Source organism: Microbacterium sp. P5_B6 (assembly GCF_056400345.1).
This window is the reverse complement of record NZ_JBFULL010000015.1, coordinates 32,565-59,358: the sequence shown is the minus strand read 5'-3', so window position 1 is coordinate 59,358 and position 26,794 is coordinate 32,565. Positions and strand designations below refer to the sequence as shown.

The window sequence follows — 26,794 nt, the reverse complement described above, 5'->3', positions numbered from 1 at the left end:
AGCGACTCGCGAACCTCGAACAGCTCTTCGACGTCGCGAACGGCCAGGTCGTTGACGATCGCTCCACGCCGGGGAACGATGCGGATGAAGCCATCGGCTTCCAGCAGGGGGAACGCCTCTCGCACCGGCACCCTGGATACGTTCAGAAGTTCCGAGATCTCTCGCTCTTTCAGGCGTGTGCCAGCTTGCAGTTGCCCGCTGACGATCTGCTCGCGGATCTCCTCGTAAACGAGCTCCGGGATCGACCGGTAGGCGACTTCTTGCATGGCTTCAGACTCCGCTTCGTCGGTAGATCGTACACCGGCGCGCCACGGAGCTAGGCGCAATTCCCCGGTTTCTCGCCTGCGGTGCCACGATTCGAGTCGTCAAAGCTATGTCTGGTAGCTTGTATACCAAAATCGATGCTTTTGAGTCGGACAGACGTGCGGCTGCTACCGAGCGCATCGTGTCCAGCAATCACATGCCTGCGACCGTAGCGGCCGCAGCAGATGTTCTATGTCTCGCGGCGGTGCATTAATCACCGCCAGCGGTACCGACTCCGGACAAGCAGCCCAAGGGGCGGCCTGATCGGGCCTCCCATGCGAAGTCAAACACCGCCCCTGGCTGGGCGGCCAGCGGTTCCCTCACAAGAAGAAGGCTCTCATGTCCAGTGAAGGTCACCGCCCATCAATCGCCATCACCTCCTTCGCCCAGCTTCAGGCATTCGTCGCGGCAGCGGACCTCGAGAGCTTCACGAAGGCCGCAGAACGTCTCGGGGTAACGCAGCCCGCGATCTCCATACTCATTCGACGACTGGAACAAGAACTCGACGCCACGCTCTTCCACCGCGGTGGCGGGGTCTTCGCACTCACCGACCAGGGGCAGCGCCTGCTCCCCCACGCGAAACAGGCGGTGCACGCCGCGCAGACCGGTGCCAAGGCTGTACGGGTGCTCGAAGGCGGTTGAGTGGTCCCCGGCCGTGCCCGTCGACCAGCCAAACGCGATTGATGTTGACAATGGCCTCCGCGGCTACGTTCCGAGCATCATCGCCTCATCCCCTGCGCAGTCAAGGGCGAGAAGGCCGCCTCCACAACCCACGTCGCATATCACAACGCTGCCGATCAACAGACGAATCGCGCATCCCGACGGCCAAGTGCCGAGCCAAGGCGCATTCGACGCGCGGCATCGCGTGCTGTGGTCCGCGCACCCCAGCTCATGCCAAACGACCGGCCGGCAAAGCTCGCAGCCGTTCGGCGGCAACCCAGTCCGCCAACCTGTTCACGCCCTCGGAGGGACACCACCTGTGGAGGGGTGGTGCACCCCAATCCCTTGAGTCCTGCGACTTCCGCGGAATCACGCGGCAACGAGCACACACGCAGGCGCGATCTTGGGTGTCGCTTGCCTCCAAGTGACCCCCAGGTGACCCCCCCCGGGGGTCACTTCGGGGTCATCTGCGGCGACGAGAACCGTCGAATCGGCTCCTCGGGCCAACAAGAAAAACCCCAGCTTGAACTGGGGTTCTTATCGCGGAGACGGAGGGATTTGAACCCTCGGTCCCCGTAAGGGGACTCCACCTTAGCAGGGTGGTGCACTAGGCCGAACTATGCGACGTCTCCAGGCGTCCGAGCGAAAACGAACGGACGCGCGCACCAATCATAACCTGCACGCGGGCATCCCCAAGACGCCCACATCGACCGCGAGCGCTCCACCCCGTGACGCGTCCGGCGGCGAATAGCCCAGGAGAATACGACGAGATCCGCCGCCTGGCAACCMTGAAGCGGAACTTCAAGGTCGACCAATAGCGTCGCGGCATGAGCACAGACACCCCCGAGCGCCGTCAACCGGCCACCCCGGTTCAGGGCGACTATGACACTGATTCCACCCGTCAGGCGGCCAGGCCGGTTCAGGGCGCCTACGACACTGACACGACACGGCCGGTCGCGGCTACCAACGTGAGCCTGCACGACGAGGTGCTGTCGCGAGAAGAGGAGCGCTTCGGCGGCTTCAAGTTCGGGTCGGCCTTCTTCGGCTGGCTGACCGCGATGGGACTCACCGTCCTGCTCACCGCGCTCCTCGCGGCCATCGGTGCAGCGATCGGCCTCTACTCCCCCGAGACGGTCCAGGATGCTGCGGACGCCGCGGCAGACAATATGGGCAGCGCCACGATCATCGGCGCCATCGCGGTCGCGGTCGTGCTGTTCATCTCGTACTTCGCCGGCGGCTACGTCGCGGGACGGATGGCCCGGTTCAGCGGCCTGAAGCAGGGCCTCGCGGTGTGGCTGTGGGCCATCGTCATGGCGATCGTCGTCGCCGTGATCACCGCGATCGCCGGCAGCCAGTGGGACATCTTCGCGAACCTCGGCGGCGTGCCCCGCATCCCCGTGACACCCGAGACCGCGACGACCACCGGCATCCTGACAGCTCTGGGTGTCGCGATCGTGACGCTCGCCGGGGCACTCCTCGGCGGCGTGGCAGGCATGCGCTATCACCGGCGCGTCGACCGCGAGGGCCTCGGCGCCTGACCGGCGATGACGCCGGTCAGTCCTTGACGTTGCCGTTCGAGCAGGTCTCCTGCGCCGCGGTCTGACCCGCGATCGCCTCTGGCAGCTCGACGGTCGTCGGGGTCGGCCCGGGGGTCGCCGAAGCGTCGGGGGCCGCCGTCTCGGCGGGGCTCTCGGCCGGCGTCTCGGGCTCGACCACGACGACGCCGTCTCCCTGGCTCACGTCACCCGTCAGTTCGAGCGCCTGATTGGCCTCGAGCGCGGCCCACAGGTCCTCGGCCGCGGACTTGTTGGGAACGACGCGGTTGGCGTCGGCGGGATCGTCGACGACGGGGTACTGCAGGAACACGATCTCGCTGAACGGAACGTTCTTCACCGCGAGCGCGATCTGCACCAGCGTGAGCGGGTTCGTCAGCGTCTGCGATGGTGTGATGTTGTCGACCGCCGTCGTGGCGAGCTTGTAGAGCGTCGCGGGATTCGTCAGGACCTCTTCGCTCACGAGTTTGCGCGCCAGCCGCGACATGTACTGCTGCTGGTTGGAGATGCGGCCGAGGTCGCCGCCGTTGCCCACGCCGTGACGGGTGCGGAGGAACTGCAGAGCATCCATGCCCTGGATGTTGCGCGTCCCGGCGGGCCAGTCAATGCCCGTGTAGGGATCTTTGATGCCGTTCGCGAGGCACACGTCGACTCCGCCGATCGCGTTCGTGATCTCGATCACGCCACCCCAGGTCACCTTGGCGGCGTACTGGATGTCGAGCCCGGTCAGCTGTGAGATCGTCTGCACGACGCAGTTCAGGCCTCCGTACGTGTATGCCGAGTTGAGCATCTGCTTGGTCATCGCCGACGTCTGAGAGCCGTCCTCGGCGGTGCACGAAGGGATCGGCACCATCAGGTCGCGGGGGAACGAGATGACTGTCACGCGTCGCGGAGCATCCGAGATGTGGACGAGCATGTTGACGTCGTTGAGCTCGCCCTCGGCGTCTGCGCCGCTGCAGCGGTCGCCGAAGAGGGCTGCGTACTGCTTCTCACAGGCATCCGTTCCCGCGAGGAAGAGATTGACGCCACCCTCGATCGCCCCGATGTCAGGCGGAACCGAGGCCTGGCCATCGAGTTCGACCGCGTCGCTGGTGAAGCTGGCGGTGATGTCGTAGGCGGCATAGGCCGCGACTCCGAGACCCGAGACGAGCACGACGGCGACGAGGATCGCCATCATCTTCAGCAGCTGCGAGAACGGATGCGGCGAGCGCAGCTCGCCGTGACGAGCGACCGTGCGACGGCCGCGCGGAGCGGGCTTGGTCGTCTGGCTCATCGGGTCCTCTCGGATGTGGCGGGGGTCCGGGCTCGCCCCCACCCAGCACACCCGTTCAGCAAGCGGAGGGTGTGGGATTCGAACCCACGGGACATTGCTGCCCACTGGTTTTCAAGACCAGGTCCATCGGCCGCTCGGACAACCCTCCCGACGGATGCACGCATCCACCGAACGGCGTCGAGTCTATCGGACCCGGCTATCCCGCCATTCTCCCAGCGGCGCCTGGACGGACTCTGAGCGCACGGTCAGAGGTTTCGAAGCACCTCGGCCACGCCGCCCTCGTGCACCGAGAGCGTGGTTTCGCCCGCGGCATCCCGGACCTCCTGAGGGCCCTGCTCCATCGCGACCGCACGCCCGCCGTTCTCGCGCGCCCACGTGAACATGCCGACGTCGTTGCGCCCGTCGCCGATCACGAGCACGTGCGCCGGGTCGAAGCCGGTCCACTCGCGCACGCGCTCGAGCGCCGTCGACTTGTCGACGCCCTTCGGCGCGATGTCGAGCCATGCGGTCCATCCCACGGCGTACGACACCTGGTTCAGCCCGATGCGCGAGACGAGGTCGACGAAGTCCTGCTCGCTCTGCCCGGGTGAGACGACCACGACTCGGCACAYGGGCTGCGCGCCGAGCTGTTCGAAGCTCACCCGCTGTGCGCCGGCCAGGTTCCAGTCTTCGAGGTACTCCGTGTACAGCCGGTCGCCGTCCGCGAGCTCGACCATGTAACGGGCGTCCGGCAGGTGCTCGCGCAGGAGCGTCAGCACTTGGTGGGCGTCGAACGTCTCGATGTGGAACCGCTCGTAGCGCGCTTCCTCGCCGTTCACGCGCTTCATGATCACGGCGCCGTTCGAGCAGACGATGAATTCCGGCGCGATACGGAGGACCCGGACGATCCCGCGCGTGCCCTCCCACGAACGACCCGTGGCGAGCATGACCTCGTGGCCGGCGCGATGGGCATGCTCGACAGCATCCACCACTCCCGGAGAAAGCGTTTCATCCTCGAGCAGGATCGTCCCATCGATGTCGAGCACGATGAGCAGTCGGTCGGTCGCGAGGTCGGGGTCCTCGGTCTCGCGGGCGATCTCCTCGACGATCCTGGCAGCCTTCTTGGGCTTCACCACCCGGATGCTGCCTGTCGGCGGGAGATGCGCTTCGGTCACGACACAGGCTCCATGATCTCGAGACCGCCGAGGTACGGGCGAAGGACTTCGGGGACGGTCACCGAGCCGTCGGCGCGCTGATGCGTCTCGAGGATCGCCACGATCCAGCGGGTCGTCGCGAGCGTGCCGTTGAGCGTCGCCACGTGCGCGGTCTTGCCGCCGTCAGGGCGGTGACGGATGTCGAKGCGGCGCGCCTGGTAGGTCGTGCAGTTGCTCGTCGAGGTGAGCTCGCGATACGCCTCCTGCGTGGGGACCCACGCCTCGACGTCGAACTTGCGGGCCGCGCTCGAACCGAGGTCGCCGGCCGCCACGTCGATCACCCGGTAGGCGAGGCCGAGGTCTTGAAGCATGCTCTCCTGCAGCTGCACGAGCCGATCATGCTCGGCTTCGGCGGCATCCGGTGTCGTGTAGATGAACATCTCGAGCTTGTTGAACTGGTGCACCCGGATGATGCCGCGGGTGTCCTTGCCGTACGAACCGGCCTCGCGGCGGTAGCACGTCGACCATCCCGCATAGCGCTTCGGCCCATGGGCGAGGTCCAGGATCTCGCCCATGTGATACCCCGCGAGGGGCACTTCGCTCGTGCCMACGAGGTAGAGGTCGTCATCCTGCAGGTGGTACACCTCGTCGGAGTGCTGGCCGAGGAAGCCGGTGCCGCGCATGACCTCCGGGCGCACGAGCGTCGGCGGGATCATCGGGATGAACCCCGCGTCCAGAGCACGCTGAAGCGCCAGTGACATGAGCGCGTACTCGAGACGCGCGCCGATGCCCGTGAGGAAGTAGAAGCGGCTTCCCGAGACCTTGGTGCCGCGCTCCATGTCGATCGCGCCGAGGAGCTCGCCGAGCTCGAGGTGATCGCGCGGCTCGAAGTCGAACTCCGCGGGCTCGCCGTGCGTGCGTAGGGTGATGAAGTCCGCTTCGCCGCCGGCGGGGACCCCGTCGATGATGATGTTCTCGAGCCTGGCGAACGCGGAGTCGGAGGCCTCTTCGGCGGCGGTCACCGCGTGCTGCGCCTGCTTGACCTGCTCACTGAGCTGCTTGGCCTGGGCGACGAGCGCGGCCTTCTCTTCTTTGGGGGCCTGCGCGACCTTCTTGCCGTGCGCGTTCTGCGCAGCCCGCAGCTCTTCGAACGCGGTGATGGCGGCACGGCGGGCACGGTCGGCCGCCAGCGCTTCGTCGACCGTCTCGGGCGATTCCCCGCGCGCCTCCTGCGAGCGCTTGACCAGCTCGGGATTCTCGCGGAGAAGAACGGGATCGATCATCCGTCAAGTCTAGAGTCGGGCGACGGAACGCCCGCCCCCGCCCCTCAGCCTTTGACACCGCAGCGCCGGTCCCGCCGTCGACGGTCACTGCGGGATGCCGCGGCTCTATGGTTGACCCATGACAGCGGGCCTCCCCACCGACGGCGATGACGCGCGTCCCGGCGACGTGCCGCCCGAGGTGCGCCAGGTGGGGGTCGACGGCGAGACGCGGCCCTTGGAGTCCGGCAAGGATCGCCCGAGCCCCAAAGCCGCTCTCGTGTACAACCCCATCAAGGTGGATGCCGCGACGCTGCGCGCGTCGGTCGAGCGCCTCGCTGTCGAGGCGGGGTGGTCGGAGCCTCTCTTCTACGAGACGACGGTGGACGACTTCGGCGACGACGTGACCCGGCAGGCGCTGGAAGCGGGAGCGGATGCTGTGCTCGTCGCCGGCGGCGACGGCACCGTGCGTGCGGTGTCCGAGGCGATGAGCGGCAGCGGAGTGCCGCTCACCATCGTGCCGAGCGGCACGGGCAACCTGCTGGCCCGCAACCTGCGGCTGCCCCTCGACAACGCCGAGACGATGATCTCGGCCACCTTCCACGGCGACCGCCTGGCGATGGACGTGGGGTTCGCATCCCTCATGCGCGCCGACGGCACGACCGAGGAACGCGCGTTCGTGGTGATGGGCGGCATGGGGCTGGATGCCGCGATGATCGCCAACACCAACCCGATCTTCAAGAAGGCGTTCGGGTGGATGGCCTACATCGACGGTGCGGCGCGCTCGCTTCCGAACGCGAAGCCTTTCCGTGTCATGTACGAGATCACCGGACGCCGGCTGCATTCGGCGCGCGTGCAGAGCGTGCTGTTCGCCAACTGCGGCTCGCTCCCCGCCGGGCTCGAGCTGATCCCCGAGGCGTCGATCATCGACGGCGCGATGGACATCGTCATCTTCCAGCCGAAGGGGCCGCTCGGCTGGATCCTCGTCTGGCGCCGGGTGGCGTGGGACAACAGCGTGCTGCGGAGGTTCCGGGCAGGGCGCAAGGTGCTCGCGCTCCGCACGAAGGACAACGCCGTGCGCTACGCCCGAGGCGCGGCCCTCGATGTCGGGACTCACGAGGCCCAGCCTGTGCAGCTCGACGGCGACGAGTTCGGTGAAGCAGTCCGCGTGCGCGCTCGCGTCGAGCCCGGTGCTCTCCAGCTCGCCGTGCCGAAGGGGCACAACATCGGCGGACTCTGAGTCGCCGCGACCTGTCGCACCCTTCTCGTCGTGACCGCGCCGCATGTCGCAGGACGATGACAGGATGACGGGATGGTGAGCCCGAGCATCGTCTGGCTGCGAGACGACCTGCGCCTGAGCGACAACCCGGCACTGCGGGCGGCTCTGGATGCGGGCGGGCCGGTCGTGGCGCTCTTCGTGCTCGACGAGGAGTCGCCGGGCATCCGTCCCCTCGGCGGCGCCGCCCGATGGTGGCTGCACCACTCGCTCGCCTCGCTGGCCGGCCGGCTCGAGGAGAAGGGCGCGCGGCTCGTGCTGCGGCGCGGGCCGGCGGGTCGCGCGGTGCGAGAGGCGGTGACGGATGCCGCAGCCGGCGCGGTCTTCTGGAACCGGCGCTACGGCGGTGCCGAGCGAGCTGTCGACACCGAGCTGAAGGCCGGGTTGCGGGCGGACGGGGTGCGCGTGGAGTCCTCGGCGGCGTCGCTCCTGTTCGAGCCGTGGACGGTCGCCACCGGGGCCGGCACGCACTTCTCGGTCTTCACGCCGTTCTGGCGCGCGTGCCTGAACGGCCTCCCTCCCCGTGCGCCGCTGCCCGAGCCGCGCGAGATCGCCGGGTGGGCGGGATCGATCGCGAGCGACGCACTGCCGGAGTGGGACCTCGTGCCGCAGCATCCGGACTGGGCCGAGGGCCTGCGCGAGCGGTGGGAGCCGGGTGAACCGGCCGCTCGAAGGCGCCTGCGGAAGTTTCTCGACGACGAGCTGCCGAGCTACGGGCGCACGCGAGACGAGCCCGCCGCGGGGTCCACCTCCCTTCTCTCGCCGCGCCTGCGCTGGGGCGAGCTGAGCCCGCACACGGTCTGGCACGAAGGCGTTGCGGCGGGCGGCGGCGACCGCTTCCTGTCGGAGCTCGGCTGGCGCGAGTTCGCGTGGCACACGCTCTTCCACTTCCCCGATCTCGCCACGAAGAATCTGCGTCCCGAGTTCGACGCCTTCCCATGGCCGCCGCTCGATCACGCCCAGCTCGCCGCCTGGCAGCAGGGCCGCACCGGCATCGCACTGGTCGACGCCGGGATGCGGGAGCTCTGGCGGACGGGCTTCATGCACAACCGGGTGCGGATGGTCGCGGCATCCTTCCTCGTGAAGAACCTGCTGATCGACTGGCGCCTCGGAGAGCAGTGGTTCTGGGATACCCTCGTCGACGCCGACGGGGCGAGCAACCCCTTCAACTGGCAGTGGGTCGCGGGGTCGGGAGCGGATGCCGCGCCCTACTTCCGGATCTTCAACCCCGAGCTGCAGGCGAAGAAGTTCGACCCGGACGGTCTGTACGTGAAGGAGTGGGAGCCCGAGCACGCCGCCGCGGAGCCGCCCGAGCCGATCGTCGACCTGCGCGCCACGCGAAACGCCGCGCTGGACGCCTATGAGCACGTGAAGCAGGCCGCGCGGACGCGCTGAAGAATCTCGGAATGCCCGCGGCCGAGCCGTGGTTCTGATCGGGGATGAGTTCCACCGCCTCCGCTCCAGCCCTGTCCGTTCTCGACCTCGTTCCCGTGCGCACCGCGCAGACCAGCGCACAGGCGGTCGCGGCATCCCTCGCCCTGGCACAGCGAGCGGACGAGCTCGGCTATCGGCGCTACTGGTTCGCCGAGCACCACAACATGCCCGCCGTCGCCTCGACGACCCCGCCCGTGCTGATCGCGGCCGCGGCCGCACGCACCCGCCGGATCCGGGTCGGCTCGGGCGGCGTGATGCTGCCGAACCACTCGCCCCTCGTCGTCGCCGAGCAGTTCGCGGTCCTCGAGGCGCTCGCGCCTGGCCGGATCGACCTCGGAATCGGCCGGGCCCCGGGCAGCGACCCCGTCATCACGCAGCTGCTGCGGATGTCGGGGACGACGAGCGATGTCGAGCGCTTCCCCGAGCATGTGCGCGACATCGCCCGCCTCGTGCAGGCCGAGGGGGCCACGGTGCAGTTCACCTCGGGCGGCACCTACGACGTGCACGCCACCCCCGCGGCCACCGGCGCGCCCGACCTCTGGCTGCTCGGGTCGAGCGACTATTCCGCCCAGCTCGCGGCGAGCGTCGGCCTTCCGTACGTGTTCGCCAACCACTTCTCCGGCGAGGGCCTCGAACGTGCGCTCGCCCTGTATCGCTCGCAGTTCCAGCCCAGCGAGGAGAACCCGGAGCCCCGGACCTTCCTCACGGCGAACGTGCTCGCGGCGGCGACTCAGGAGGAGGCCGAGGAGCGCGCGCTCCCCCACCTGCGCATGATGGCCCGCCTCCGCCAGAACAAGCCCCTCGTTGCGCTCGAGACCGTCGAGCAGGCGCAGGCCGCCGCATCCGAGTTCGACGGACTGGGCGCGCAGATCATGGCCGGCGCCCGTGCCAAGTGGTTCGTCGGAACCGGCGACTCGGTGCGGGCCGAGCTCGCGGCCTTCGCGGCGCAGCACGGCGTGGATGAGGTCATGATCGCGCCGATCGCGGCGTCGTATGAGGACGAGCCGATGGATGCCGCTCCCGGCCGGGCCCAGACGCTGGAGCTGCTGGCCGGTTGAGCCGCCTCAGCGCTGCAGCACCACCGGGATCGCCTCGGTCATTCCCGGCGTGAGCCGGAATGCCGCCGAGCCCTCCGGGGTGGTCACGCGGTAGTCGCCGGCGAATCCGCGGACGCGGACGAGGCCGTCGGCATCCGGAGCGAGCGCACGAGGTGCGTGCCACCACTCACCCCGCACGAGATCGTGCAGGGCGTCGTAGGCGGGCTTGCGGGTACCGTCGACGCGCAGCAGCCCGGCAGGGGCGCCGAGCCACGACCCCTCATCGGTGATGCCCCAGTACGTGAGCGACTCCACCGCGGGATGGCCGACCACGGTGCGGTAGTGCCGCACGATCTCGTCAGCCTGCCGGGCCTCTCCCTCGGGAGTGGAAGGCCACGAGTCGACCACGTAGTCATTGAGGTCGACGATGTCACCGGGCATGAGGTCGCCCGACACGAGAGTCGTCTCGGTCAACTGCAGCGGCACACCGAACCGGGCGAATCGCTCGAGGATCCCGTGAAGCTGGTCCTCACCGCGGAAACCCTGGTGCATATGGGTCTGGAGGCCGATCGCGTCGATGAGGATGCCCGCCTCGAGGCACTCCTCGATGAGGTGCTCGTAGTCCTCCGACAGGTCGAAGTCGTTGAGGACGAGCCGTGCCGAAGGATTCGCCGCCCGTGCCGTGTCGAACGCGAGCCGCACCATCTCGACACGACCCTTGCGCTGTGCGAGCCGGGTGACGGCGTTGTCCTCGGCGGTGAAGTCGGGGAGGATCACGACTTCGTTGATGGCATCCCAGAGGTCGATCACTCCTGCGAAGCCGGCGACCTCGCGGGTGATCCGGTCGCGGATCGCTCTCTCCACAGCGTCGTCGTCTCTGCCGAGCAGCCACTCCGGCGCGAGGGTGTGCCAGACGAGCGGGTGGCCCTTCACGCGCACGCGCCGCTCGGCGAACCAGCGAGCGGTGGCGAGCAGGCGGGCGCTGTCGGGATGCCCCTCGGCCGGTTCGAATCCCCTCCAGTAGAACGGCAGCGTGACGGTGTCGAACAGCGCGAGCCAGGCATCGAGGATCCGCCCTGCTCGGTCGGCGTCGGCGCCGCCGAAGACCCGCAGCTGGCCGCCGGATGCTGAGGCAGGTCCGGCGAGCAGATCGATGAAGTCGAACCCGATATTTCCGAATCCGAACGCGTGGCGGGTCTGCTCGACGGTGAAGGGGCCCTGGGCCGGGGCCTCGGAGCGCGGGTCGAGGATGCGGAGCGCCACGTCGTGGAAGCGGTGGGCAGGGTCAGGACTGGTCACGGCTTCGGCTCACCTCGTCGTTCTTCGCACGAATTGTTCTCGTTCCCGACATATTCGCACGTCTGGAGGGGAAGCGTCCCCATCGAACGCAATTCAGCTGCCTCGGGCATCCGCTCTCGGCCTGTGGTCTGACAGCGCGCTGAGCATTGTATTTCCACCTGCTGAGACTCCAGGAGGATGTGGTCTGACCTCAGCTACGGTTAACGAGAAGCAGCCGAGCCGTCTCGTAAGGCTGCAGCAGACGCGGGATCGGTACCTTCTTGGGGCAGGTGCCGCTTCTGATGTGCACGACGGAGACCGCAGCCCACCTCGCTGAGCTGCGGCCTTCGTCGCCCGCGGGCGAACCTCAAACGGCGCTGCGGGTCCTCACACCCTCACGCCGCAGGCCTCAGGCCTCAGGCCTCAAGCCTCAGGCCTCAGGCCTCAGGCCTCGGGCTCGCCGCTCAGGATGCCGCGGAGCCAGTCGCGCGCCTCGATGAACACCTCGTCGGAGTAGCGGTCGGGATACCGCACGATCGCACGGTCTGCCCGCGGATACGATCCGAGGAAGATGACTTTCGGGCTGAAGCGCCGCAGGCCCATCAGGGCGTCCGCCATGCGCTCGTCCTGAATGTGACCGTCGGCATCGATGACGAAGCGATACCTGCCCAGCTCGTCGCCGATCGGGCGCGATGCCAGCAGCGACAGGTTGATGCCGCGGGTCGCGAACTGCTCGAGCATCTCGAGCAGGGCGCCCGGGTGATCGTCGGGCAGCTCGACGATGAGGGATGTCTTGTCGGCACCGGTCGGCGACGGCGCCACCACCGGACGCGACACCAGCACGAAGCGGGTGACGGCGTTCGCGTTGTCGCCGATCTTCTCTGCGAGCAGCTCGAGATCATGGTGCTCGAGGATTCCGGGTGGGGCGATCGCGGCATCCGCGTCGCTCGTGCCGTCGATCAGCCCCATCGCGCTCGCAACGTTGCTCGACGCGGGGATGTGGGCATGCGCCGGAAGCGCGGCGGTGAGCCACTGCAGGCACTGCGCATAGGCGACGGGATGCGCCGCGACGAGCGAGACATCCTCCAGCCGGGTGCCGGGCCGGGCGACGAGCACGAAGTCGACCGGCACGAGGTACTCGCCCACGATCCGGATGCCGGGCATGGTGGCGAGGGCGTCCTGTGCGGTCGAGACGCCGCCGTCGACGGAGTTCTCGATCGCGATCATCGCCGCGTCCGAACGACCCTCGACCACATCGGCCAGCGCTTCGCCGACGTTGTGGACCGGACGCCACTGCTGTCCGCGGGCCTCAGGCACCTGCGCCAGCGCCGCCTCAGTGAAGGTTCCGGCGGGTCCGAGGAAGCTGTAGGTGCGGCGCGGGGATTCCTCGGGCTCGAAAGTCACGCATTTCAGCCTAGTCGGCACCGTGCGCGCGCCCTGCGGGTGCAGAAGCTCGCACGACCCGGCAGACTGGGCACATGAGCCGCGCAGGACAGCCCGCAGAGGCATCCGACCTGATCGACGTCGACGACCTGATCGCCGCCTATTACGACCGAAAGCCGGACACCTCGGTGCCCGAGCAGCGCGTCGCGTTCGGCACGAGCGGCCATCGGGGGTCGTCGCTCAGCACGAGCTTCAACGAGGACCACATCCTCGCCACCACTCAGGCGATCGTGGACTACCGGAACGCGCAGGGGATCGCCGGTCCCCTGTTCCTCGGTCGCGACACGCATGGACTCTCGCTGCCCGCCGAGCGCACCGCGATCGAGGTGCTCATCGCGAACGGCGTGGATGTGCGAGTCGACTCGCGCGACTCGTGGGTGCCCACCCCCGCGCTCAGCCACGCGATCCTCGCCTACAACCGCGGCCGTGCCCTCGACGACCCGGGTCGCGCGGACGGCATCGTGGTGACCCCCTCGCACAACCCGCCCCGCGACGGCGGCTTCAAGTACAACCCGCCGAACGGCGGACCGGCCGACACGGACGCCACGGGCTGGGTCGCCGACCGCGCCAACGCCCTGATCGCCGGCGGCCTCGAGGGCGTGCAGCGCACCCGCTACGCCGATCTCGACGCCGACACGCTGGGCGAGTACGACTTCCGCGACGCGTACGTGCGCGACCTCGCGAACATCATCGACGTCGAGGCGATCCGCAAGGCCGGCGTCCGCATCGGGGCTGACCCGCTCGGCGGTGCATCGGTGGAGTACTGGGCGCTGATCGCCGAGGTGCACGGCCTCGACCTCACGGTCGTGAACCCGGATGTCGACCCGACCTGGCGCTTCATGACGCTGGACTGGGACGAGAAGATCCGGATGGATCCGTCCTCCCCCTCAGCGATGGCGTCGCTTGTCGCGCGGCGCGAGGAGTACGACATCCTCACCGGCAACGACGCCGACGCCGATCGCCACGGCATCGTGACGCCCGACGCGGGACTCATGAACCCGAACCACTTCCTCGCGGTGGCGATCGACTACCTCTATGCGCACCGCCCGGATTGGCCGGCGGATGCGGCGATCGGCAAGACCCTGGTCTCGTCGATGATCATCGACAAGGTCGCCGCGTCGCTCGGCCGGACCCTGCTGKAGGTCCCGGTGGGCTTCAAGTGGTTCGTTCCGGGGCTGCTCGACGGATCGGTCGCCTTCGGCGGCGAGGAGTCCGCCGGCGCATCGTTCCTGCGGAAGGACGGCACCGTCTGGACGACCGACAAGGACGGCATCCTGCTGTGCCTGCTGGCCTCCGAGATCCTCGCGGTGACCGGCAAGACCCCCTCCCAGCGGTACGCGGAGCTCGAGGCTGAGTTCGGCGCATCGGCCTATCAGCGCGTGGACGCCCCGGCCTCACCGGCACAGAAGGCGGCGCTCGGCAAGCTCGCCCCCGAGGCGGTCTCGGCGACCGAGCTCGCCGGAGAGCCGATCACCGCCAAGCTGTCGCACGCACCCGGAAACGGCGCTGCGATCGGCGGGCTCAAGGTGCAGACCGAGCACGCCTGGTTCGCCGCGCGCCCTTCGGGCACGGAGGACGTCTACAAGCTGTACGCCGAGTCGCTCCGCGGCCCCGAGCACCTCGCCGAGGTGCAGGAAGAGGCGCGTGCCGTCGTGACCGAGGCACTGGGCGGCGCCTGACCTTCCGCCCCAGTCTCGCTCGACCGCTCCACGAGCCGATGCAAAGCGCGCGAGCCCATACGGTACGCGCAGGCCGACATGTATCGGCTCGTCGCGCATGTATCGGCTCGACAGCGATGGCTGAGCCGCACTCGGCCGGGCCGGCGCGGGGGTCAGAGTGCGAGAGCGAGCGCGGCGCCTGCCTCGCGGAGCCAGCGCGATGGGTCGGCGATTGCTTCGGCTGGCGAGCCGGCGAGGACCGTCAGCGACGCTGACGCCTCGAAGGCTGAGGTGTCGGCATCCGGAGCGATACGGCCCGCGGCGAGCGCGACCGGCACCCCGGTGCCTGCGGCGAGCGAAGCGACGTGGGCCGGCGCCTTGCCTGCCGCCGATTGACCGTCGTACGACCCCTCACCGGTGACCACGACGGATGCCTGGGCGAGGGCCTCGCGAAGACCGACGAGCGCCGCGACCTCGGGTGCGCCGGGCACGAGGGTCGCACCCCATGCGAGCAGTGCGAAGCCCGTCCCCCCGGCGGCACCGGCCCCGGGGGTGCGCGCATCGGCCGGGAGGAGGCCGCCGAGCCGGGCGAGACCATCATCGGCGTCGGCGATCTCGTCGGGCGCGAGACCCTTCTGAGGGCCGAAGACCGCGGCGGCGCCGAGCGGCCCCAGCAGCGGGTTGGTGACGTCGGTCAGGACGACCGCCCCGCCGGGCGGAAGGGGCCGCAGCCGGTCGAAGTCGGCGTGCGCGACGACATGCAGTCCACGGGCGCCTGGGACGATCAGCTGGGCCGCGCAGTCGGTGAACTCGACCCCGAGCGCCGTCAGCACTCCGGCGCCCCCATCGGTCGAGGCGCTCGAGCCGATGCCGAGCACGAGCCGCGAGACGCCGTGATCCAGGGCGGCGGCGATCGCCTGGCCGAAGCCGAGGGTGCCGGCATCCCACGGCAGGCGGCGGTCGCCGAGAAGCTCGATCCCCGACGTCGACGCGAGCTCGACGACACCCGTGCCCTCCGGCGCCTCGGGGGTCGGGGGGAGCAGGAGCCACGCGGCATCCGTCCACTCGCCGTCTGGCCCTGTGACCACGATGGGCATGCGGCGGGCGCCCGGCACCGCGGCGGCGAAGGCGTCCAGCGTGCCCTCTCCCCCGTCGGCGACGGGCCGCAGGATGAGTTCGTCTTCCGGCCGCTCTGAGGACCAGCCCTCGGCGAGCGCGCGAGCGGCGTCGGCGGCGGCGATCGAGCCTTTGAAGCTGTCGGGGGCGAAGACGATCGTTCGTCGTGGCGTCGTCATGCGGTCGTCAGCGCTCGGGTGTGCTCGCGCGCAGGAGCACCTCGAGTCGGATGGCGGCCGGGTCGTACTGCCAGCCATCGTCGACGGCCGCCCGGAGCGTCTCGTACCCGACGGTCTCGAGCGGGACGTGCACGGTCGTGAGCGCGGGACTGACGTCCCGTGCGGTCGGGATGTCGTCGAAGCCGGCGAGCGCGATGTCGGCCCCGACCGCTCGGCCGGCTTCGCGCATCGCCGTCAGTGCGCCGATCGCCACGACGTCGCTGATGGCGAAGACCAGGGTCCCGGATGGGATGCCGTCGGCCAGAGCCTGCCGCATGGCCGCCTCTCCGGCATCCCGCGTGAAGGCCCCGCGGTAGACGCGGTCGACCGAGCCGCCGCCCGACCCGAACCCGTCCGTGAAGCCGGCGATGCGGTCGTCGGACGTGCGCACGCCCTCCTGCGCGGCGACGATGACCGCGCTGCGGTAGCCGCGCTGCGCGAGGGCCGCGCCGAGCGCCCGCGCCCCGCCCTCGTTGTCGATGAGGACCGTGCGGACGTCGCCGGCCCCGGGACCGAGCGCGACGACGCGCCCGCCTGTGCGGCTGAGGGCGTCGATCTCGTGCTGGAGGTCGGGTGCCCCGGACTCGGTGCTGCGAGACGCGGCCAGGATGAGGGCGCGCGGGCGCTGGCCGCGAAGAGCGCGGACGAGCCGCGTCTCGCGGGCCACGTCGCGCTCGGTGATGGCGATCGTGACCACGAGCCCGGCCTCGTCGGCGCCGCGGGCGACTCCCGAGGCGAGCTGGCCGAAGTACGGGTCGGCGATGTCGGCGACCAGCAGGGCGATGATGGCCGACGTACCCCGGGCGGTGGCCTGCGCGGACAGATTGGCGGTGTAGCCGAGCTGATCGGCGGCGGCCTGGACCCGATCGCGATACGACTCGGCGACCTTGCGGGCCGAGCCGTTCAGCACCCGCGATGCCGTCGCGAGCGAGACACCCGCCGCCGCCGCCACGTCGTGCAGCGTGGGCGCGGAGGCGCGGCTGCTCGTGGGCGAGGAATCGAGCGAGGTGTCCGTCATCAGGCCGAGTCTACGGTCGCCGCCAGCCACGGAGACACGGCCGCGCCGAAGCTCTCGGCCGTGCGGCGCACGGCCTCGCCCGGCTCGGTCGCCCACACGTCCTCGTTGAAGATCTCGACCTCGATGTCGCCGGTATAGCCGGTGTCGAGGACGGCCTTCGTGAGTGACCCGAAGTCGATGACGCCGTCGCCCGGGTAGTGGCGCGAGAGCAGCACGTCGGCGGCAAGGGGGGTCTTCCAGTCGCAGACCTGGTAGGTCGCGATGCGTCCCTCGCGGCCGGCCCGCGCGATCTGCTCGAGCACCTGCGGGTCCCAGAAGACGTGGAACGTGTCGACCGTCACGCCCACGGTGGCGGGATCGAAGTCGGCTGCGAGGTCGAGTGCCTGGCCGAGCGTCGAGACGACCGCGCGGTCGGAGACGTACATCGGATGCAGCGGCTCGATGGCGAGTGTGACACCGGCGGCCGCGGCATCCGGAGCCAGCTCCCCCAGCGCGTCGCGCACGCGTTCGCGGGCGCCGACGAGATCGCGCGAGTCTTCCGGAAGCCCGCCGGCGACGAGCACCAGCACGGCGGCCGACCCTGCGGCACCGGCGGCAGCGAGCGTCGCGGTCTCTTCGATCGCTCGGCGGTTGTCGTCGATCGCGGCCCGGCGGGCGGGTCCCTCGGGGATCGTGAAGAAGCCTCCGCGGCAGTGCGTCGTGAAGCGCAGGCCCGAGTCCGCGAGCATCTGCGCCGCGGTCACGAGGCCGACCTCGAGGACGGGCTCCCGCCAGAGCCCGATCGCCTGCACGCCGTTGCTCGCCGTCGCTTCGAGCGCCTGGGCGAGGTTCGCCCGCTTGATCGTCGCCTGGTTGATCGAGAGGCGGGGGTCGGGGGCGCTCATGCGTCCAGTCCGTTCAGGCGAAGCATCCCGTGCCAGCGCTCGGCCGCGAGGTCGGGGCGCTCGAGGGCGCCGGACGCGTTCGCCAGCTCGACGATGCGCGAGAGGTGCGGAAGGCTGCGGGCCGAGTGCAGTCCGCCGACCATCTGGAACGCCGTCTGGTGGCCGTTCAGCCACGACAGGAAGGCGACACCCGTCTTGTAGTAGAAGGTCGGGGCGGCGAAGACCTGGCGGCTGAGCTCTTCGGTCGGGCCGAGGATCTCGAGGTACCGCGCGGGGTCACCCGCGTCGAGCGCCTGAATGGCGGCCGAGGCCACCGGAGTGATCGCGGCGAACGCGCCGAGCAGGGCGTCGGAGTGCTGACGGGTGCTCTCGGGGTTGCGATCGGGCTGCGACGCGTCGGGCACATCCGCCCCGCCGATCAGACCGACGTAGCTGAAGTCGTCGCCGGTATACATGCGCACACCCTCGGGGAGGCGCTCCCGCACGGCAACCTCGGCTGCGGCATCCAGCAGGCTCATCTTGACGCCCGCGACCTTGCCGGGGTTCTCGGCGATGACCCGCAGGAGGACATCGGATGCCTCGCTCCAGTCGTCGGAGCCGAAATAGCCCTGCAGTGCCGGGTCGAAGGCTGTGCCCAGCCAGTGCAGCACGACCGGGGTGGTCGCCGACTGCAGCACCGCGCCGTAGACACGCAGGTAGTCGGCACGGGAGTGTGCGGCGCGGGCGAGGTGCCGCGAGGCCATCAGGACCGGGCCTGCGCCCTGCTCCTCGGTGAAGTGCAGCTGCTCCTTGTAGGCGTCGATGATCTCGGCGATCGAGATCGACTCCGCCTCGACGTGGTCGGTGTTGACGCCGACGACGACGGATCCGCCCTCTTCGCGCGCGACCTGCGCGGACCGCGAGATCAGCTCGCGTGTGGCTGCGGCATCGAGCCCCATGTTCCGCTGCGCGGTGTCCATCGCATCGGCGACGCCGAGACCCCACGAGTAGACGGCGCGGCGGAAGTCGAGCGTCGCATCCCAGTCGACCTGCGCCGGCCGGCCGGGGGTGTTGTCGGCCCAGGTCACCGGCACCACGTGCGCCGCTGCGTAGGCGACCCGCGAGCGCAGGGGCGCCGTGGGCTTGGCGAAGGCGGGTGCGGCTGCCAGCTCGACCTGCGGCAGCGAGCCGTCCGGGGCGAGGAGGGTCAGGCGATCTCCGCGACGGGATGCCGCGATGCGCGCGGGGGCCTCGAGAACCATGGCGATCAGTCCAGGTTCAGCGCGGGGAGCTCGATCTTGCGGCCCTCGCGGCTCGACTGCAGGCCGGCCTCGGCGAGCAGCACGCCGCGGGCGCCGGAGAGGAGGTCGAACTCGTAGTCGGTGCCGAGCACGTACGACGCGAGGTACTCCTCCCACTGCTGCTTGAAGCCGTTCTGGAACACGTCGTTGGTGGGCACCTCGGCCCAGTCGGCGTCGTAGTCGTGACTGTCGGCGAGGTCGGGGTTCCACACGGGCTTCGGCGTGCCGTTGCGGTGCTGGATCTTCGCGCCGAACAGGCCGACGACAGCGGAGCCGTGCGTGCCGTCGACGTGGAACTCGACGAGCTCGTCGCGGTTGACGCGGACGGTCCAGGACGAATTGATCTGGGCGACGATGTCTCCCTCGAGCTCGAAGATGCCGTACGCGGCGTCTTCGGCGGTGGCGGTGTACGGCTCGCCGTTCTCGTCCCAGCGGGTGGGGATGTGCGTCGACGCCTGGGCGTAGACCGACTTGACCTCGCCGAACAGGTTCTCGAGCACGTAGTTCCAGTGCGGGAACATGTCGACGATGATGCCGCCGCCGTCCTCGGCTCGGTAGTTCCACGACGGGCGCTGCGCGGGCTGCCAGTCACCCTCGAAGACCCAGTACCCGAACTCGCCTCGGACCGAGAGGATGCGGCCGAAGAAGCCCGAGTCGATGAGCCGCTTCAGCTTCTGCAGGCCCGGCAGGTACAGCTTGTCGTGCACGACGCCGGCCTTGACCCCGGCGGCGGCGGCGAGCTTCGCCAGCTCGAGCGCCTCGTCGACCGTCTCTGCCGTCGGCTTCTCGGTGTAGATGGCCTTGCCCGCGGCGATCGCCTTGCGAAGAGCTGATGCCCGCGCCTTCGTCACGAGGAAGTCCGCGTAGATCTCCCAGCGGGGGTCGGCGAGCGCGGCGTCGAGGTCGGTCGTGTAGTCCTCGATGTCGTGCTTCGCGGCGAGCTCTGCGAGCTTGAGCTCGCTGCGGCCGACGAGGATCGGGCGCACCGTGACGCGGGAGCCATCGGGCAGTTCGACCCCGCCCTGGTCGCGGATCGCGAGGATCGAGCGCACGAGGTGCTGGCGGTAGCCCATGCGGCCCGAGACGCCGTTCATGATGATGCCGATCTCGCGCACCTGGGGACGGGAGACGGTGGCCCCGGCGACGGCCGGGGCGAGAGTGGTGTCGGTCATGGGGTCCTGCTTTCGTTGAGTCTGCGGGGCGCTGTCCTGATGGACTTCTGCGTCTGGGTAAGCGCTTTCCAACAGTGTGCCATGGGATGGGGCGGGGCGCAAGCGGTGCGGGAAAGGGCTTTCATGCGATGCGAAGGAGGCGTGCGGGAGCGCGCGCACTGCGCGCGTTGGCGGTGAGGATGAGCGGCTGGCTCATGGCAGCGGATCAGCGACCGGCGAGCGCCGAAGCGGCCGCGACACCGTCCGAAGCGAGGGCCACGGGAGACAGTGCGAAGAGCACTCCCTGCGGGTCGAGCACGCGGCGGCCGAGCGCCTCGCCGGATTCGGCATCCGTCCCCTCGATCGTGATCTCGACCGGTTCGTCGCCGTGGTTGATGACCGTCACGAGGTCGCCGCGTCGCGCAGCCTCGACCCCGGGAGGAAGGTCGTCCACCATCGGACGGACACCGGATGCCGCCACCACGGCTGCCATGACGGCATCGAGTCCCGCGGGGTCGGGCATCGTCGCGATGTACCACGCTTCGCCCAGGCCCGATCGGTTTCGCGTGAGCGCGGGCGACCCGGCGTTGAGACCATCCTCGAAGGCGGCGACCACCGTCGCACCCTCGGCGTGGACGGACTCGGCGACGAGCGTGCCGGCGAACGACTGGTCGCCGAAGCGCACGGAAGCGGTCCCCCCGCCGGCCGAGCCGCGCGCGGTCTGCGCGCCCACGCCCATTCCGCCGGTGCTCGCCCCGCCGAGGGCGCCGAAGTCCTCGAACCGCACGCCCAGCACGGGGCCGAGCTGCGTCAGGAAGCCGCCCGTGCGGAACTGGTCGTGCTCGTCGACGACGTCGGTGAAGGGGCCGGCGAGCAGTGTGCCGCCGCCTTCGACGAACCGGACGAGCGATGCGCCGCCTTCGCTCCGCAGCAGGTACAGCGCCGGCGCGATCGCGAGGTCGTAGCCGTCGTCGACCCGCTCCGGCGGCACGATGTCCACCATGATGCCGCGCTTGTGCAGCGCTCCGTACCACTCGAGCGAGAGGGCGAGGTAGTCGACCTCGGTGGGGTGGTCGCGCTCCTCGGCGGCCCACCAGCTCTCCCAGTCGAAGATCAGCGCGACCCGAGCGTCACGGCCGGGCGGGGGCAGCTCGGGCAGGGCCGCGAGCCGGGCTCCGAGATCGGTGACGGCATCCCATGTCCGCGTGCGGGTGCCGGCGTGCGGAAGCATCGCCGAGTGGAACTTCTCGCTGCCCGATCGGGACTGGCGCCACTGGAAGAACATGATGCCGTCGGCTCCGCGCGCGATCGACTGCGCCGTCTCGGCCATCAGGGCCCCGGGCTTCTTGCCCGGGTTCGCGGGACGCCAGTTGACGGCATCCGTCGCCTGCTCCCACAGGAGCCACGGCACGCCGGGCTTCAGCGATCGCACGAGGTCGCGCTGGAAGGCGGCATCCCGCACGCGATGCGGGTTGGTCGGATCGGGGTAGCAGTCGTCCGCGATGACGTCCATGTGCTGGGCCCACACCGAGTAGTCGGCGGGCTTGAACGGCCCCATGAAGTTGGTCGTGATGGGCTGCGTCGCCCCCGCCTCGAGCAGGATCCCGCGCTCCATCAGGTAGCACTCGAGCAGCATGTCCGACGTGAAGCGCCGGAAGTCCAGCATCGATGACGGGTTGTGGCTGTAGGGCGCCAGGCGCGGCGGGAAGATCTCGCCGAACGCGGCGTACCGCTGCGACCAGAAGTTGGTGCCCCAGGCCTCGTTGAGCGCGTCGATCGTCGCGTACCGCTCGCGCAGCCAGGTGCGATACGCGTCGCGCGCCGCATCCGAGAAGTCCATCGGAAGGTGGCAGCCGAACTCGTTGCCGACGTGCCACATGACGACGGCGGGATGCTGGGCATAGCGCTCGGCGATGCGCCGGACGAGCTCGCCCGCGAGGCGCCGGTACGTCGGCGACGAGGGTGCGAAGTGCTGGCGGCTGCCCGGCCAGTACGAGGCCCCGCTCTCGTCGGCGGGGAGGGTCTCGGGGTAGCGGGAGCTCACCCACGGCGGCGGAGACGCGGTCGCCGTTGCGAGGTTCACCTGGATGCCGCCCGTGTGGAGCTTGGCGATGACCCTGTCGAGCCAGCCGAAGTCCCAGACGTCCTCGGTCGGCTGGATGCGCGACCAGGCGAAGATTCCGAGGCTGACGATGTTGACGCCGGCCTCGCGCATGAGGCGCACGTCCTCATCCCAGACGTCTTCGGGCCACTGATCGGGGTTGTAGTCGGCGCCGTACAGCACGCGGCAGCTCCTTGGTCTCGGCGAAAGGCGTGGAGGCGAACAGGTCAGCGCGCGTGGCGTCGACGCTCGGGGATTGCAATGACGGCGAGGGCTGCACAGCCCAGAGCCGGGATGAGAAGCGGGGGCAGCGCCCACGTGACGACGCCGACGAAGCCGACGGTTGCGGTGAGGTACAGCCCGCCCACCGGGTCGTCCCTCAGGGCGCCGGGCACGCCTCGCAGCGCCGAGCGCCAGCCCCTGCGGTCGGGCGTCCACGCGCCCGCGGCGGCGAGGAGCGTGACGCCGGTGGCTGCCAGGCCGACCCATCCGACGGCGGCGATCACCACGCCGCCCGGCAGAGCGCCGGAGTTCGCGAGATCGATGTCGAGCGTCAGGAGCAGGACGAGAGCGAGTGCGGCCGCCCCGACGCCGACTCCGCCGGGGAGCGCCTTCCTCACGTCACCCCAGAACAGTCGCGCGGGCGAGCCTTCGGCCGCGAGGTAGCGGCGCAGGTGACGGATGCCGGCGGCCAGCGCCGCGGGCAGTGTCACCACGAGGATCCCGGCCGCCAGGACGAGAACACCGACCAGCAGCACCTCGCCGAAGAGGGCGAAGGCCCCTGTGACGCCGGGGAAGCGAGCGGGAGGGCGCTCCTCGAGCGTCGGGCCGCTCCCGGAGGCGTCGGCCCGGCGAGCGATGCGCTGTTCTCGGCGGTTCATGCGGGTCAGCCTTTGAGTCCCTGGGTCGCGACACCGTCGACAAGGAAGCGCTGGAAGACGAGGAAGAAGAGAAGGACGGGCAGGAGCGCGATGAAGCTGGCCGTGACGGTGGCGCCGTAGTCGGCGCCGCCGGAGGAGGCGTCGTTGTAGAGGCGGAGGGCGATCGGGAGAGGATAGTTGTCGGGGCTCGTGAGGTAGAGCAGGGGGCCGAGGAAGTCGTTCCAACTCCAGATGAACGCGAAGATCGCGCAGGTGATCAGGGCGGGTTTGATCAGGGGCAGGATGATCGACCAGAAGATGCGCCAGTGCCCGGCGCCGTCGATGCGGGCTGCTTCGTCCATGTCTCGGGGCATCTGGCGGATGAACTGGACGAGCAGGAACACGAAGAACGCCTCGGTGGCGAGGAACTTCGGCAGCAGGATCGGGACGAACGTGTCGATCAGGCCCAGCTTGTTGAAGATGATGTACTGCGGAATGATCACGACGTGGAACGGCAGCAGCAGCGTGCCGATCATCGCGGCGAACAGGACGCCGAGTCCTTTGAACTGGATGCGGGCGAACGCGTAGGCGGCCAGTGACGCACTGAACACTGTGCCGATCACCGATCCGCCGGCGATGATCAGGCTGTTGAGGAAGAACTTCCACATGGGGACGCCGGCGATGCCCTGGGCGACGGTGGCGTAGTTGTCCAGGGTGGGGTTTCGGGGCAGGATCGCGATGGACTGCCCGAACTCCGCGTTCGGCTTGAACGTGGCGAACAGCAGCCACACCAGCGGGTACAGCACGAGCGCGGTCAGCGCCACGAGGACGATCGCCCAGATCACGGTCTGCCAGGTGCGCCGCGTCACTCGGCGGCGGCGTGAGGTGGGGGTGGTGTCGAGGTTGTGCGCGAGGGTCTCGATGGCCGGCTGGCCGAATGTCGTGCTCATCGGTTGTCTCCGGAGTAGTGCACCCAGGAGCGCTGGGTGCGGAAGAGGATGAAAGCGATGATCGCGACGACCACGAGCAGCACCCACGCGATCGCGGCCGCGTAGCCCATCTGCCCGTCAGCGAACCCGCGCTTGTACAGGTACAGGGTGATGAAGTTCGTCATCCCGGCCGGCCCCCCGGTGCCGTTGGAGATGATGTACGCCGACGCGAACACCTGGAACGCCCCGATCAGACCGAGCAGCAGGTTGAAGAAGATCACCGGGGACAGCATCGGAATCGTCACCGCGCGGAACCGGTGCCAGGGGCCGGCGCCGTCCATCTCGGCCGCCTCGTACAGCTCCTTCGGGATCTGCTTGAGCCCGGCGAGGAAGATCACCATCGTCGCCCCGAACTGCCACACGTGCAGCAGGATCATCGCGGGCAGCACCAGCGCGGGGTTGCCGATCCATCCGCCCAGGTCGATCCCGAAGAACGACAGGGACTGGTCGACCGGGCCGTCGTTGGCGAACATCGCCCGCCACACGATCGCCACACTCACGGATCCGCCGATCAGCGAGGGGGCGTAGAACGAGGAGCGGAAGAACCCCGACCCCCGGTCCCGGTAGTTCAGGAGCATCGCCACGGCGAGCGCCGCAGCCAGGGTGATGGGCGTGCCCACCAGGACGTAGATCAGCGTGATCTGCGCTGCCTGCATGAAGCTGGGATCGTTCGTGAACAGCCGGACATAGTTGTCCAGCCCGACCCACTTCGGCGGGGTGAAGATGTTGTACTTCGTGAACGACAAGTACAACGACCAGCCCATCGGGATGATCGTCAACCCGAAGAACCCGATCAGCCACGGCGTCAGGAACCCATACCCGGCCAGGGACTCCCGCCGCTGACGGGCACGGATCCCCGGCCTGGTGTCCAGCTCCGGACTGCCCTTGCGGAACAGGCTCCGGCCCGACGGCTTCCTATCCGTCACGATGACTCTCGTCGCTGTCGTGCTCACGTCGATTCTCCCGATCGGTTGGAGGTGGTGTCCGAGGGGCCCGGGCGATGGCGCCCGGGCCCCTGGAGGCCCTACTGGTTGAGGACGACATCCATCTCACTGAAGAACTGGTCCACAGCGTCGTCGACCGTGACGGTCCCGAAGTTGAGCTCTTTTCCAAGCTCCAGGAACTTGTTCTCAAGGGTGCCGTAACCGACGATCGGCACGGGCGGGGCATCGCCGAGGCGGTCCTTGATGGATGCCTCGTAGTCGGCGATCTGCTGGCTCAGCGGGTCGAGCTCGGCCGCAGCCAGCGCCGTCTCAGAGGCCGGCAGACCACGGTTGGTGCCGAAGATCTCTCCCGACTCGGGTGAGTTGATCAGGAAGTCCACAAGTGTGGCAGCTGCCTCGGGGTGCTTCGTCTTCGCCGAGATCGCCTCCAGCATCGACGGCTTGAGGTAGAGGTCCTTCGCGCCGTCCTTCGTGACGGGCGGGGCGAGGAGACCCAGCTCCGGGTAGTCGGCGCCCAGGTTGCCGAGGTAGCCCGAACCGAAGTTGTCCCAGGTCAGCTCACTCGCCGTCTGGGCGGTGTCGAACCCGCTCTTGGGAGAGACCTCCTCGAGGCGCTGCTGCGGGATGACGACGGCGTCCTCGCGGTTCGACGCACCCGACTCCCAGAACTTCTTCAGGCGCGCCTTGTCGAAGCCGGGCTTGCCCTCTTCACTGAACAGGTCCTTGCCCTCGGCGCGCAGCTGCAGTTCGAAGTTCTGGATGCGGCCGGTGTAGTCCGTGCCGCCGTAGAAGGCGCCGCCCGAGGCATCCGTGACCTCCTTCATCCAGTCGCTGTAGTCGCTCCACGAGCCGCCCGCGAAATCATCCACGCCCGCCTGCTCGAGCAGCTTCGGGTTGGTGTACATGCCCCACGCGTTGGTCGAGGTCGGGATTGCGGTGGTCGTATCGTCGACCACGCCGATGCTGAGGATGTTGTCAGCCAGGGGCTCCGTGTCGATGATGTTGCCGAGGTAGGGGTCGAGGTCGAGCAGCAGACCGTTCTGCGAGTACTGCCGCAGGTACGAGTAGTCGAACTGCATGACGTCGGGAAGACCGCCGCCGGCCGCCTCGGTCTGACGCTTCTCCCAGTACTCCGGGAACGCGAGGAATGACGAGTTGACCGTGATGTTCGGGTACTTCTTCTCGAACTCCCCGATCACCTTGTTGTACAGGTCCGCGCGCACGTCATTGCCCCAGAAGGACATGTTGAGCGTGACCTCCTCGTCGGGGTTGAACGTCGGCGCGGCGTCTCCCGTACCGCCGGCTCCGCCGCCGGCGCAGCCGGCCAGGGTCAGGGCGGCGCCGGTCGCGAGTGCGATTCCGGCGAGTGTCCGCTTCTTGCTGAACATCCTTGTCCTCTCTTGAACGTCCCTGTTCATCCTGCTCGGCGGGACGATCCGTTGTCCGTGTGCGGTGTCTGGCGCAGTCCGTCGGTGCTGGGAAAGCGCTTGCCAGAAAGCTAGCACGCCAAAAAACGTTTCACAAGGGCCGAGAACGACTAAATGACACGATTCAATTACGGCCCCTTCGCGACAAGCCCGTTGACAGAGCGCACTATCGACGAGCGAGCACGTTGTTCACGCGAACAAGCCGCTCATTGGGCGACAGAGCGCACTCTCCCTCTGCCCGGGGACTCGCCAACCCTCCCTCTGCCCGGGGACTCGCGAACCCTCCCTCTGCCCGGGGACTCGCGAACCCTCCCTCTGCCCGGGGACTCGCGAACCCATGAACCAGCTCCGAACCCATGAGTTGTTCCGCATGGTTTCGGTAGCAACTCATGGGTTCGCGAGTCCGACGAAAGCGGGTCGTAAGGGAATGGGCGACAGAGCGCGCTATCGCCGAGCGTGCACGTTGTTCACGCGAACAAGCCGCTCACTGAGCGACAGA

General features: G+C 69.1%; 22 protein-coding genes and 2 tRNA genes. 6 read left to right on the top strand and 18 right to left on the bottom strand.

Annotated elements, in window-relative coordinates:
• Window positions 1-266 (bottom strand): GntR family transcriptional regulator (locus tag AC1DP3_RS15945; RefSeq protein ID WP_477294960.1); only part of this gene is annotated, 266 nt, incomplete at its 3' end.
• Between the two features lie 376 nt (window positions 267-642).
• Here AC1DP3_RS15945 and AC1DP3_RS15940 point away from each other — a divergent pair.
• Window positions 643-945 carry a LysR family transcriptional regulator gene (locus AC1DP3_RS15940; RefSeq protein WP_477294958.1) on the top strand — a complete coding sequence of 101 codons (303 nt, stop codon included), beginning with the start codon at window positions 643-645 and terminating at the stop codon, window positions 943-945.
• 561 nt (window positions 946-1,506) lie between these two features.
• On the opposite strand, the gene AC1DP3_RS15935 is transcribed toward AC1DP3_RS15940, so the two are convergent.
• Window positions 1,507-1,595: transfer RNA gene (locus tag AC1DP3_RS15935), tRNA-Ser, on the bottom strand.
• Between the two features lie 195 nt (window positions 1,596-1,790).
• On the opposite strand from AC1DP3_RS15935, the gene AC1DP3_RS15930 reads away from it, so the two are divergent.
• A complete protein-coding gene (locus AC1DP3_RS15930) occupies window positions 1,791-2,501 on the top strand; it encodes a YrzE family protein (RefSeq protein WP_477294956.1) in 711 nt (236 codons plus the stop codon).
• Window positions 2,502-2,517: 16 nt separating this feature from the next.
• Here the strand turns inward: AC1DP3_RS15930 and AC1DP3_RS15925 are convergent, their stop codons facing one another.
• The 4 genes from AC1DP3_RS15925 to serS all read right to left on the bottom strand — a co-directional run bounded on the left by AC1DP3_RS15925 (window position 2,518) and on the right by serS (window position 6,205).
• The gene (locus tag AC1DP3_RS15925) at window positions 2,518-3,789 is read right to left on the bottom strand and encodes an LCP family protein (protein WP_477294954.1); all 1,272 of its coding nucleotides are present in this window, start codon (window positions 3,787-3,789) and stop codon (window positions 2,518-2,520) included.
• 63 nt (window positions 3,790-3,852) lie between these two features.
• A tRNA-Ser gene (locus AC1DP3_RS15920) sits at window positions 3,853-3,937 on the bottom strand.
• A 97-nt stretch (window positions 3,938-4,034) separates the two neighbouring features.
• Window positions 4,035-4,943, bottom strand: coding sequence for an HAD family hydrolase (locus AC1DP3_RS15915; protein ID WP_477294952.1), 909 nt, complete (start codon window positions 4,941-4,943; stop codon window positions 4,035-4,037).
• Window positions 4,940-6,205 (bottom strand): serine--tRNA ligase, encoded by a 1,266-nt coding sequence (gene serS / locus AC1DP3_RS15910; protein WP_477294950.1) that lies wholly within the window; start codon window positions 6,203-6,205, stop codon window positions 4,940-4,942. The genes AC1DP3_RS15915 and serS overlap by 4 nt, the downstream gene beginning before the upstream one ends.
• Window positions 6,206-6,323: 118 nt before the next feature.
• Between serS and AC1DP3_RS15905 the strand changes: the two genes are divergently transcribed.
• From AC1DP3_RS15905 to AC1DP3_RS15895, 3 genes are all read left to right on the top strand, one after another.
• Entirely contained in the window at window positions 6,324-7,421 is a 1,098-nt protein-coding gene (locus AC1DP3_RS15905) for a diacylglycerol/lipid kinase family protein (protein WP_477294948.1), read from the top strand.
• A 72-nt stretch (window positions 7,422-7,493) separates the two neighbouring features.
• A complete protein-coding gene (locus AC1DP3_RS15900; RefSeq protein WP_477294946.1) occupies window positions 7,494-8,852 on the top strand; it encodes a cryptochrome/photolyase family protein in 1,359 nt (452 codons plus the stop codon).
• Between the two features lie 44 nt (window positions 8,853-8,896).
• Window positions 8,897-9,949: an LLM class flavin-dependent oxidoreductase gene (locus tag AC1DP3_RS15895; protein ID WP_477294944.1), complete on the top strand. Its 1,053-nt coding sequence runs from the start codon at window positions 8,897-8,899 to the stop codon at window positions 9,947-9,949.
• A gap of 6 nt (window positions 9,950-9,955) precedes the next feature.
• Here the strand turns inward: AC1DP3_RS15895 and AC1DP3_RS15890 are convergent, their stop codons facing one another.
• Both AC1DP3_RS15890 and pheA read right to left on the bottom strand, forming a co-directional pair.
• Complete coding sequence (locus AC1DP3_RS15890) at window positions 9,956-11,227, bottom strand: endo-1,4-beta-xylanase (protein WP_477294942.1); 1,272 nt, start codon at window positions 11,225-11,227, stop codon at window positions 9,956-9,958.
• 423 nt (window positions 11,228-11,650) lie between these two features.
• The gene (pheA, locus tag AC1DP3_RS15885; RefSeq protein ID WP_477294940.1) at window positions 11,651-12,610 is read right to left on the bottom strand and encodes a prephenate dehydratase; all 960 of its coding nucleotides are present in this window, start codon (window positions 12,608-12,610) and stop codon (window positions 11,651-11,653) included.
• A 74-nt stretch (window positions 12,611-12,684) separates the two neighbouring features.
• Between pheA and pgm the strand changes: the two genes are divergently transcribed.
• Complete coding sequence (pgm, locus tag AC1DP3_RS15880) at window positions 12,685-14,328, top strand: phosphoglucomutase (alpha-D-glucose-1,6-bisphosphate-dependent) (protein ID WP_477294939.1); 1,644 nt, start codon at window positions 12,685-12,687, stop codon at window positions 14,326-14,328.
• Between the two features lie 152 nt (window positions 14,329-14,480).
• Here the strand turns inward: pgm and AC1DP3_RS15875 are convergent, their stop codons facing one another.
• The 10 genes from AC1DP3_RS15875 to AC1DP3_RS15830 form a co-directional block, all read right to left on the bottom strand.
• Window positions 14,481-15,602: a glycerate kinase gene (locus tag AC1DP3_RS15875; protein WP_477294937.1), complete on the bottom strand. Its 1,122-nt coding sequence runs from the start codon at window positions 15,600-15,602 to the stop codon at window positions 14,481-14,483.
• 7 nt (window positions 15,603-15,609) lie between these two features.
• On the bottom strand, window positions 15,610-16,659 hold the full coding sequence (locus tag AC1DP3_RS15870; RefSeq protein WP_477294935.1) for a LacI family DNA-binding transcriptional regulator: 1,050 nt from the start codon (window positions 16,657-16,659) through the stop codon (window positions 15,610-15,612).
• On the bottom strand, window positions 16,659-17,543 hold the full coding sequence (locus tag AC1DP3_RS15865) for a sugar phosphate isomerase/epimerase family protein (protein WP_477294933.1): 885 nt from the start codon (window positions 17,541-17,543) through the stop codon (window positions 16,659-16,661). Before AC1DP3_RS15865 ends, AC1DP3_RS15870 begins: the two co-directional genes overlap by 1 nt.
• Window positions 17,540-18,784, bottom strand: coding sequence for a dihydrodipicolinate synthase family protein (locus tag AC1DP3_RS15860; RefSeq protein ID WP_477294931.1), 1,245 nt, complete (start codon window positions 18,782-18,784; stop codon window positions 17,540-17,542). Before AC1DP3_RS15860 ends, AC1DP3_RS15865 begins: the two co-directional genes overlap by 4 nt.
• 5 nt (window positions 18,785-18,789) lie before the next feature.
• Entirely contained in the window at window positions 18,790-19,995 is a 1,206-nt protein-coding gene (locus tag AC1DP3_RS15855) for a Gfo/Idh/MocA family protein (RefSeq protein WP_477294929.1), read from the bottom strand.
• 205 nt (window positions 19,996-20,200) lie between these two features.
• Window positions 20,201-22,258, bottom strand: coding sequence for a beta-galactosidase (locus AC1DP3_RS15850; RefSeq protein WP_477294927.1), 2,058 nt, complete (start codon window positions 22,256-22,258; stop codon window positions 20,201-20,203).
• A 44-nt stretch (window positions 22,259-22,302) separates the two neighbouring features.
• Window positions 22,303-22,956 (bottom strand): hypothetical protein, encoded by a 654-nt coding sequence (locus AC1DP3_RS15845; RefSeq protein WP_477294925.1) that lies wholly within the window; start codon window positions 22,954-22,956, stop codon window positions 22,303-22,305.
• Between the two features lie 5 nt (window positions 22,957-22,961).
• Window positions 22,962-23,885: a carbohydrate ABC transporter permease gene (locus AC1DP3_RS15840; RefSeq protein WP_477294924.1), complete on the bottom strand. Its 924-nt coding sequence runs from the start codon at window positions 23,883-23,885 to the stop codon at window positions 22,962-22,964.
• Window positions 23,882-24,877: a carbohydrate ABC transporter permease gene (locus AC1DP3_RS15835; RefSeq protein ID WP_477294922.1), complete on the bottom strand. Its 996-nt coding sequence runs from the start codon at window positions 24,875-24,877 to the stop codon at window positions 23,882-23,884. The genes AC1DP3_RS15840 and AC1DP3_RS15835 overlap by 4 nt, the downstream gene beginning before the upstream one ends.
• 71 nt (window positions 24,878-24,948) lie before the next feature.
• Window positions 24,949-26,256: an ABC transporter substrate-binding protein gene (locus tag AC1DP3_RS15830; RefSeq protein WP_477294920.1), complete on the bottom strand. Its 1,308-nt coding sequence runs from the start codon at window positions 26,254-26,256 to the stop codon at window positions 24,949-24,951.
• Window positions 26,257-26,794: the final 538 nt, after the last annotated feature.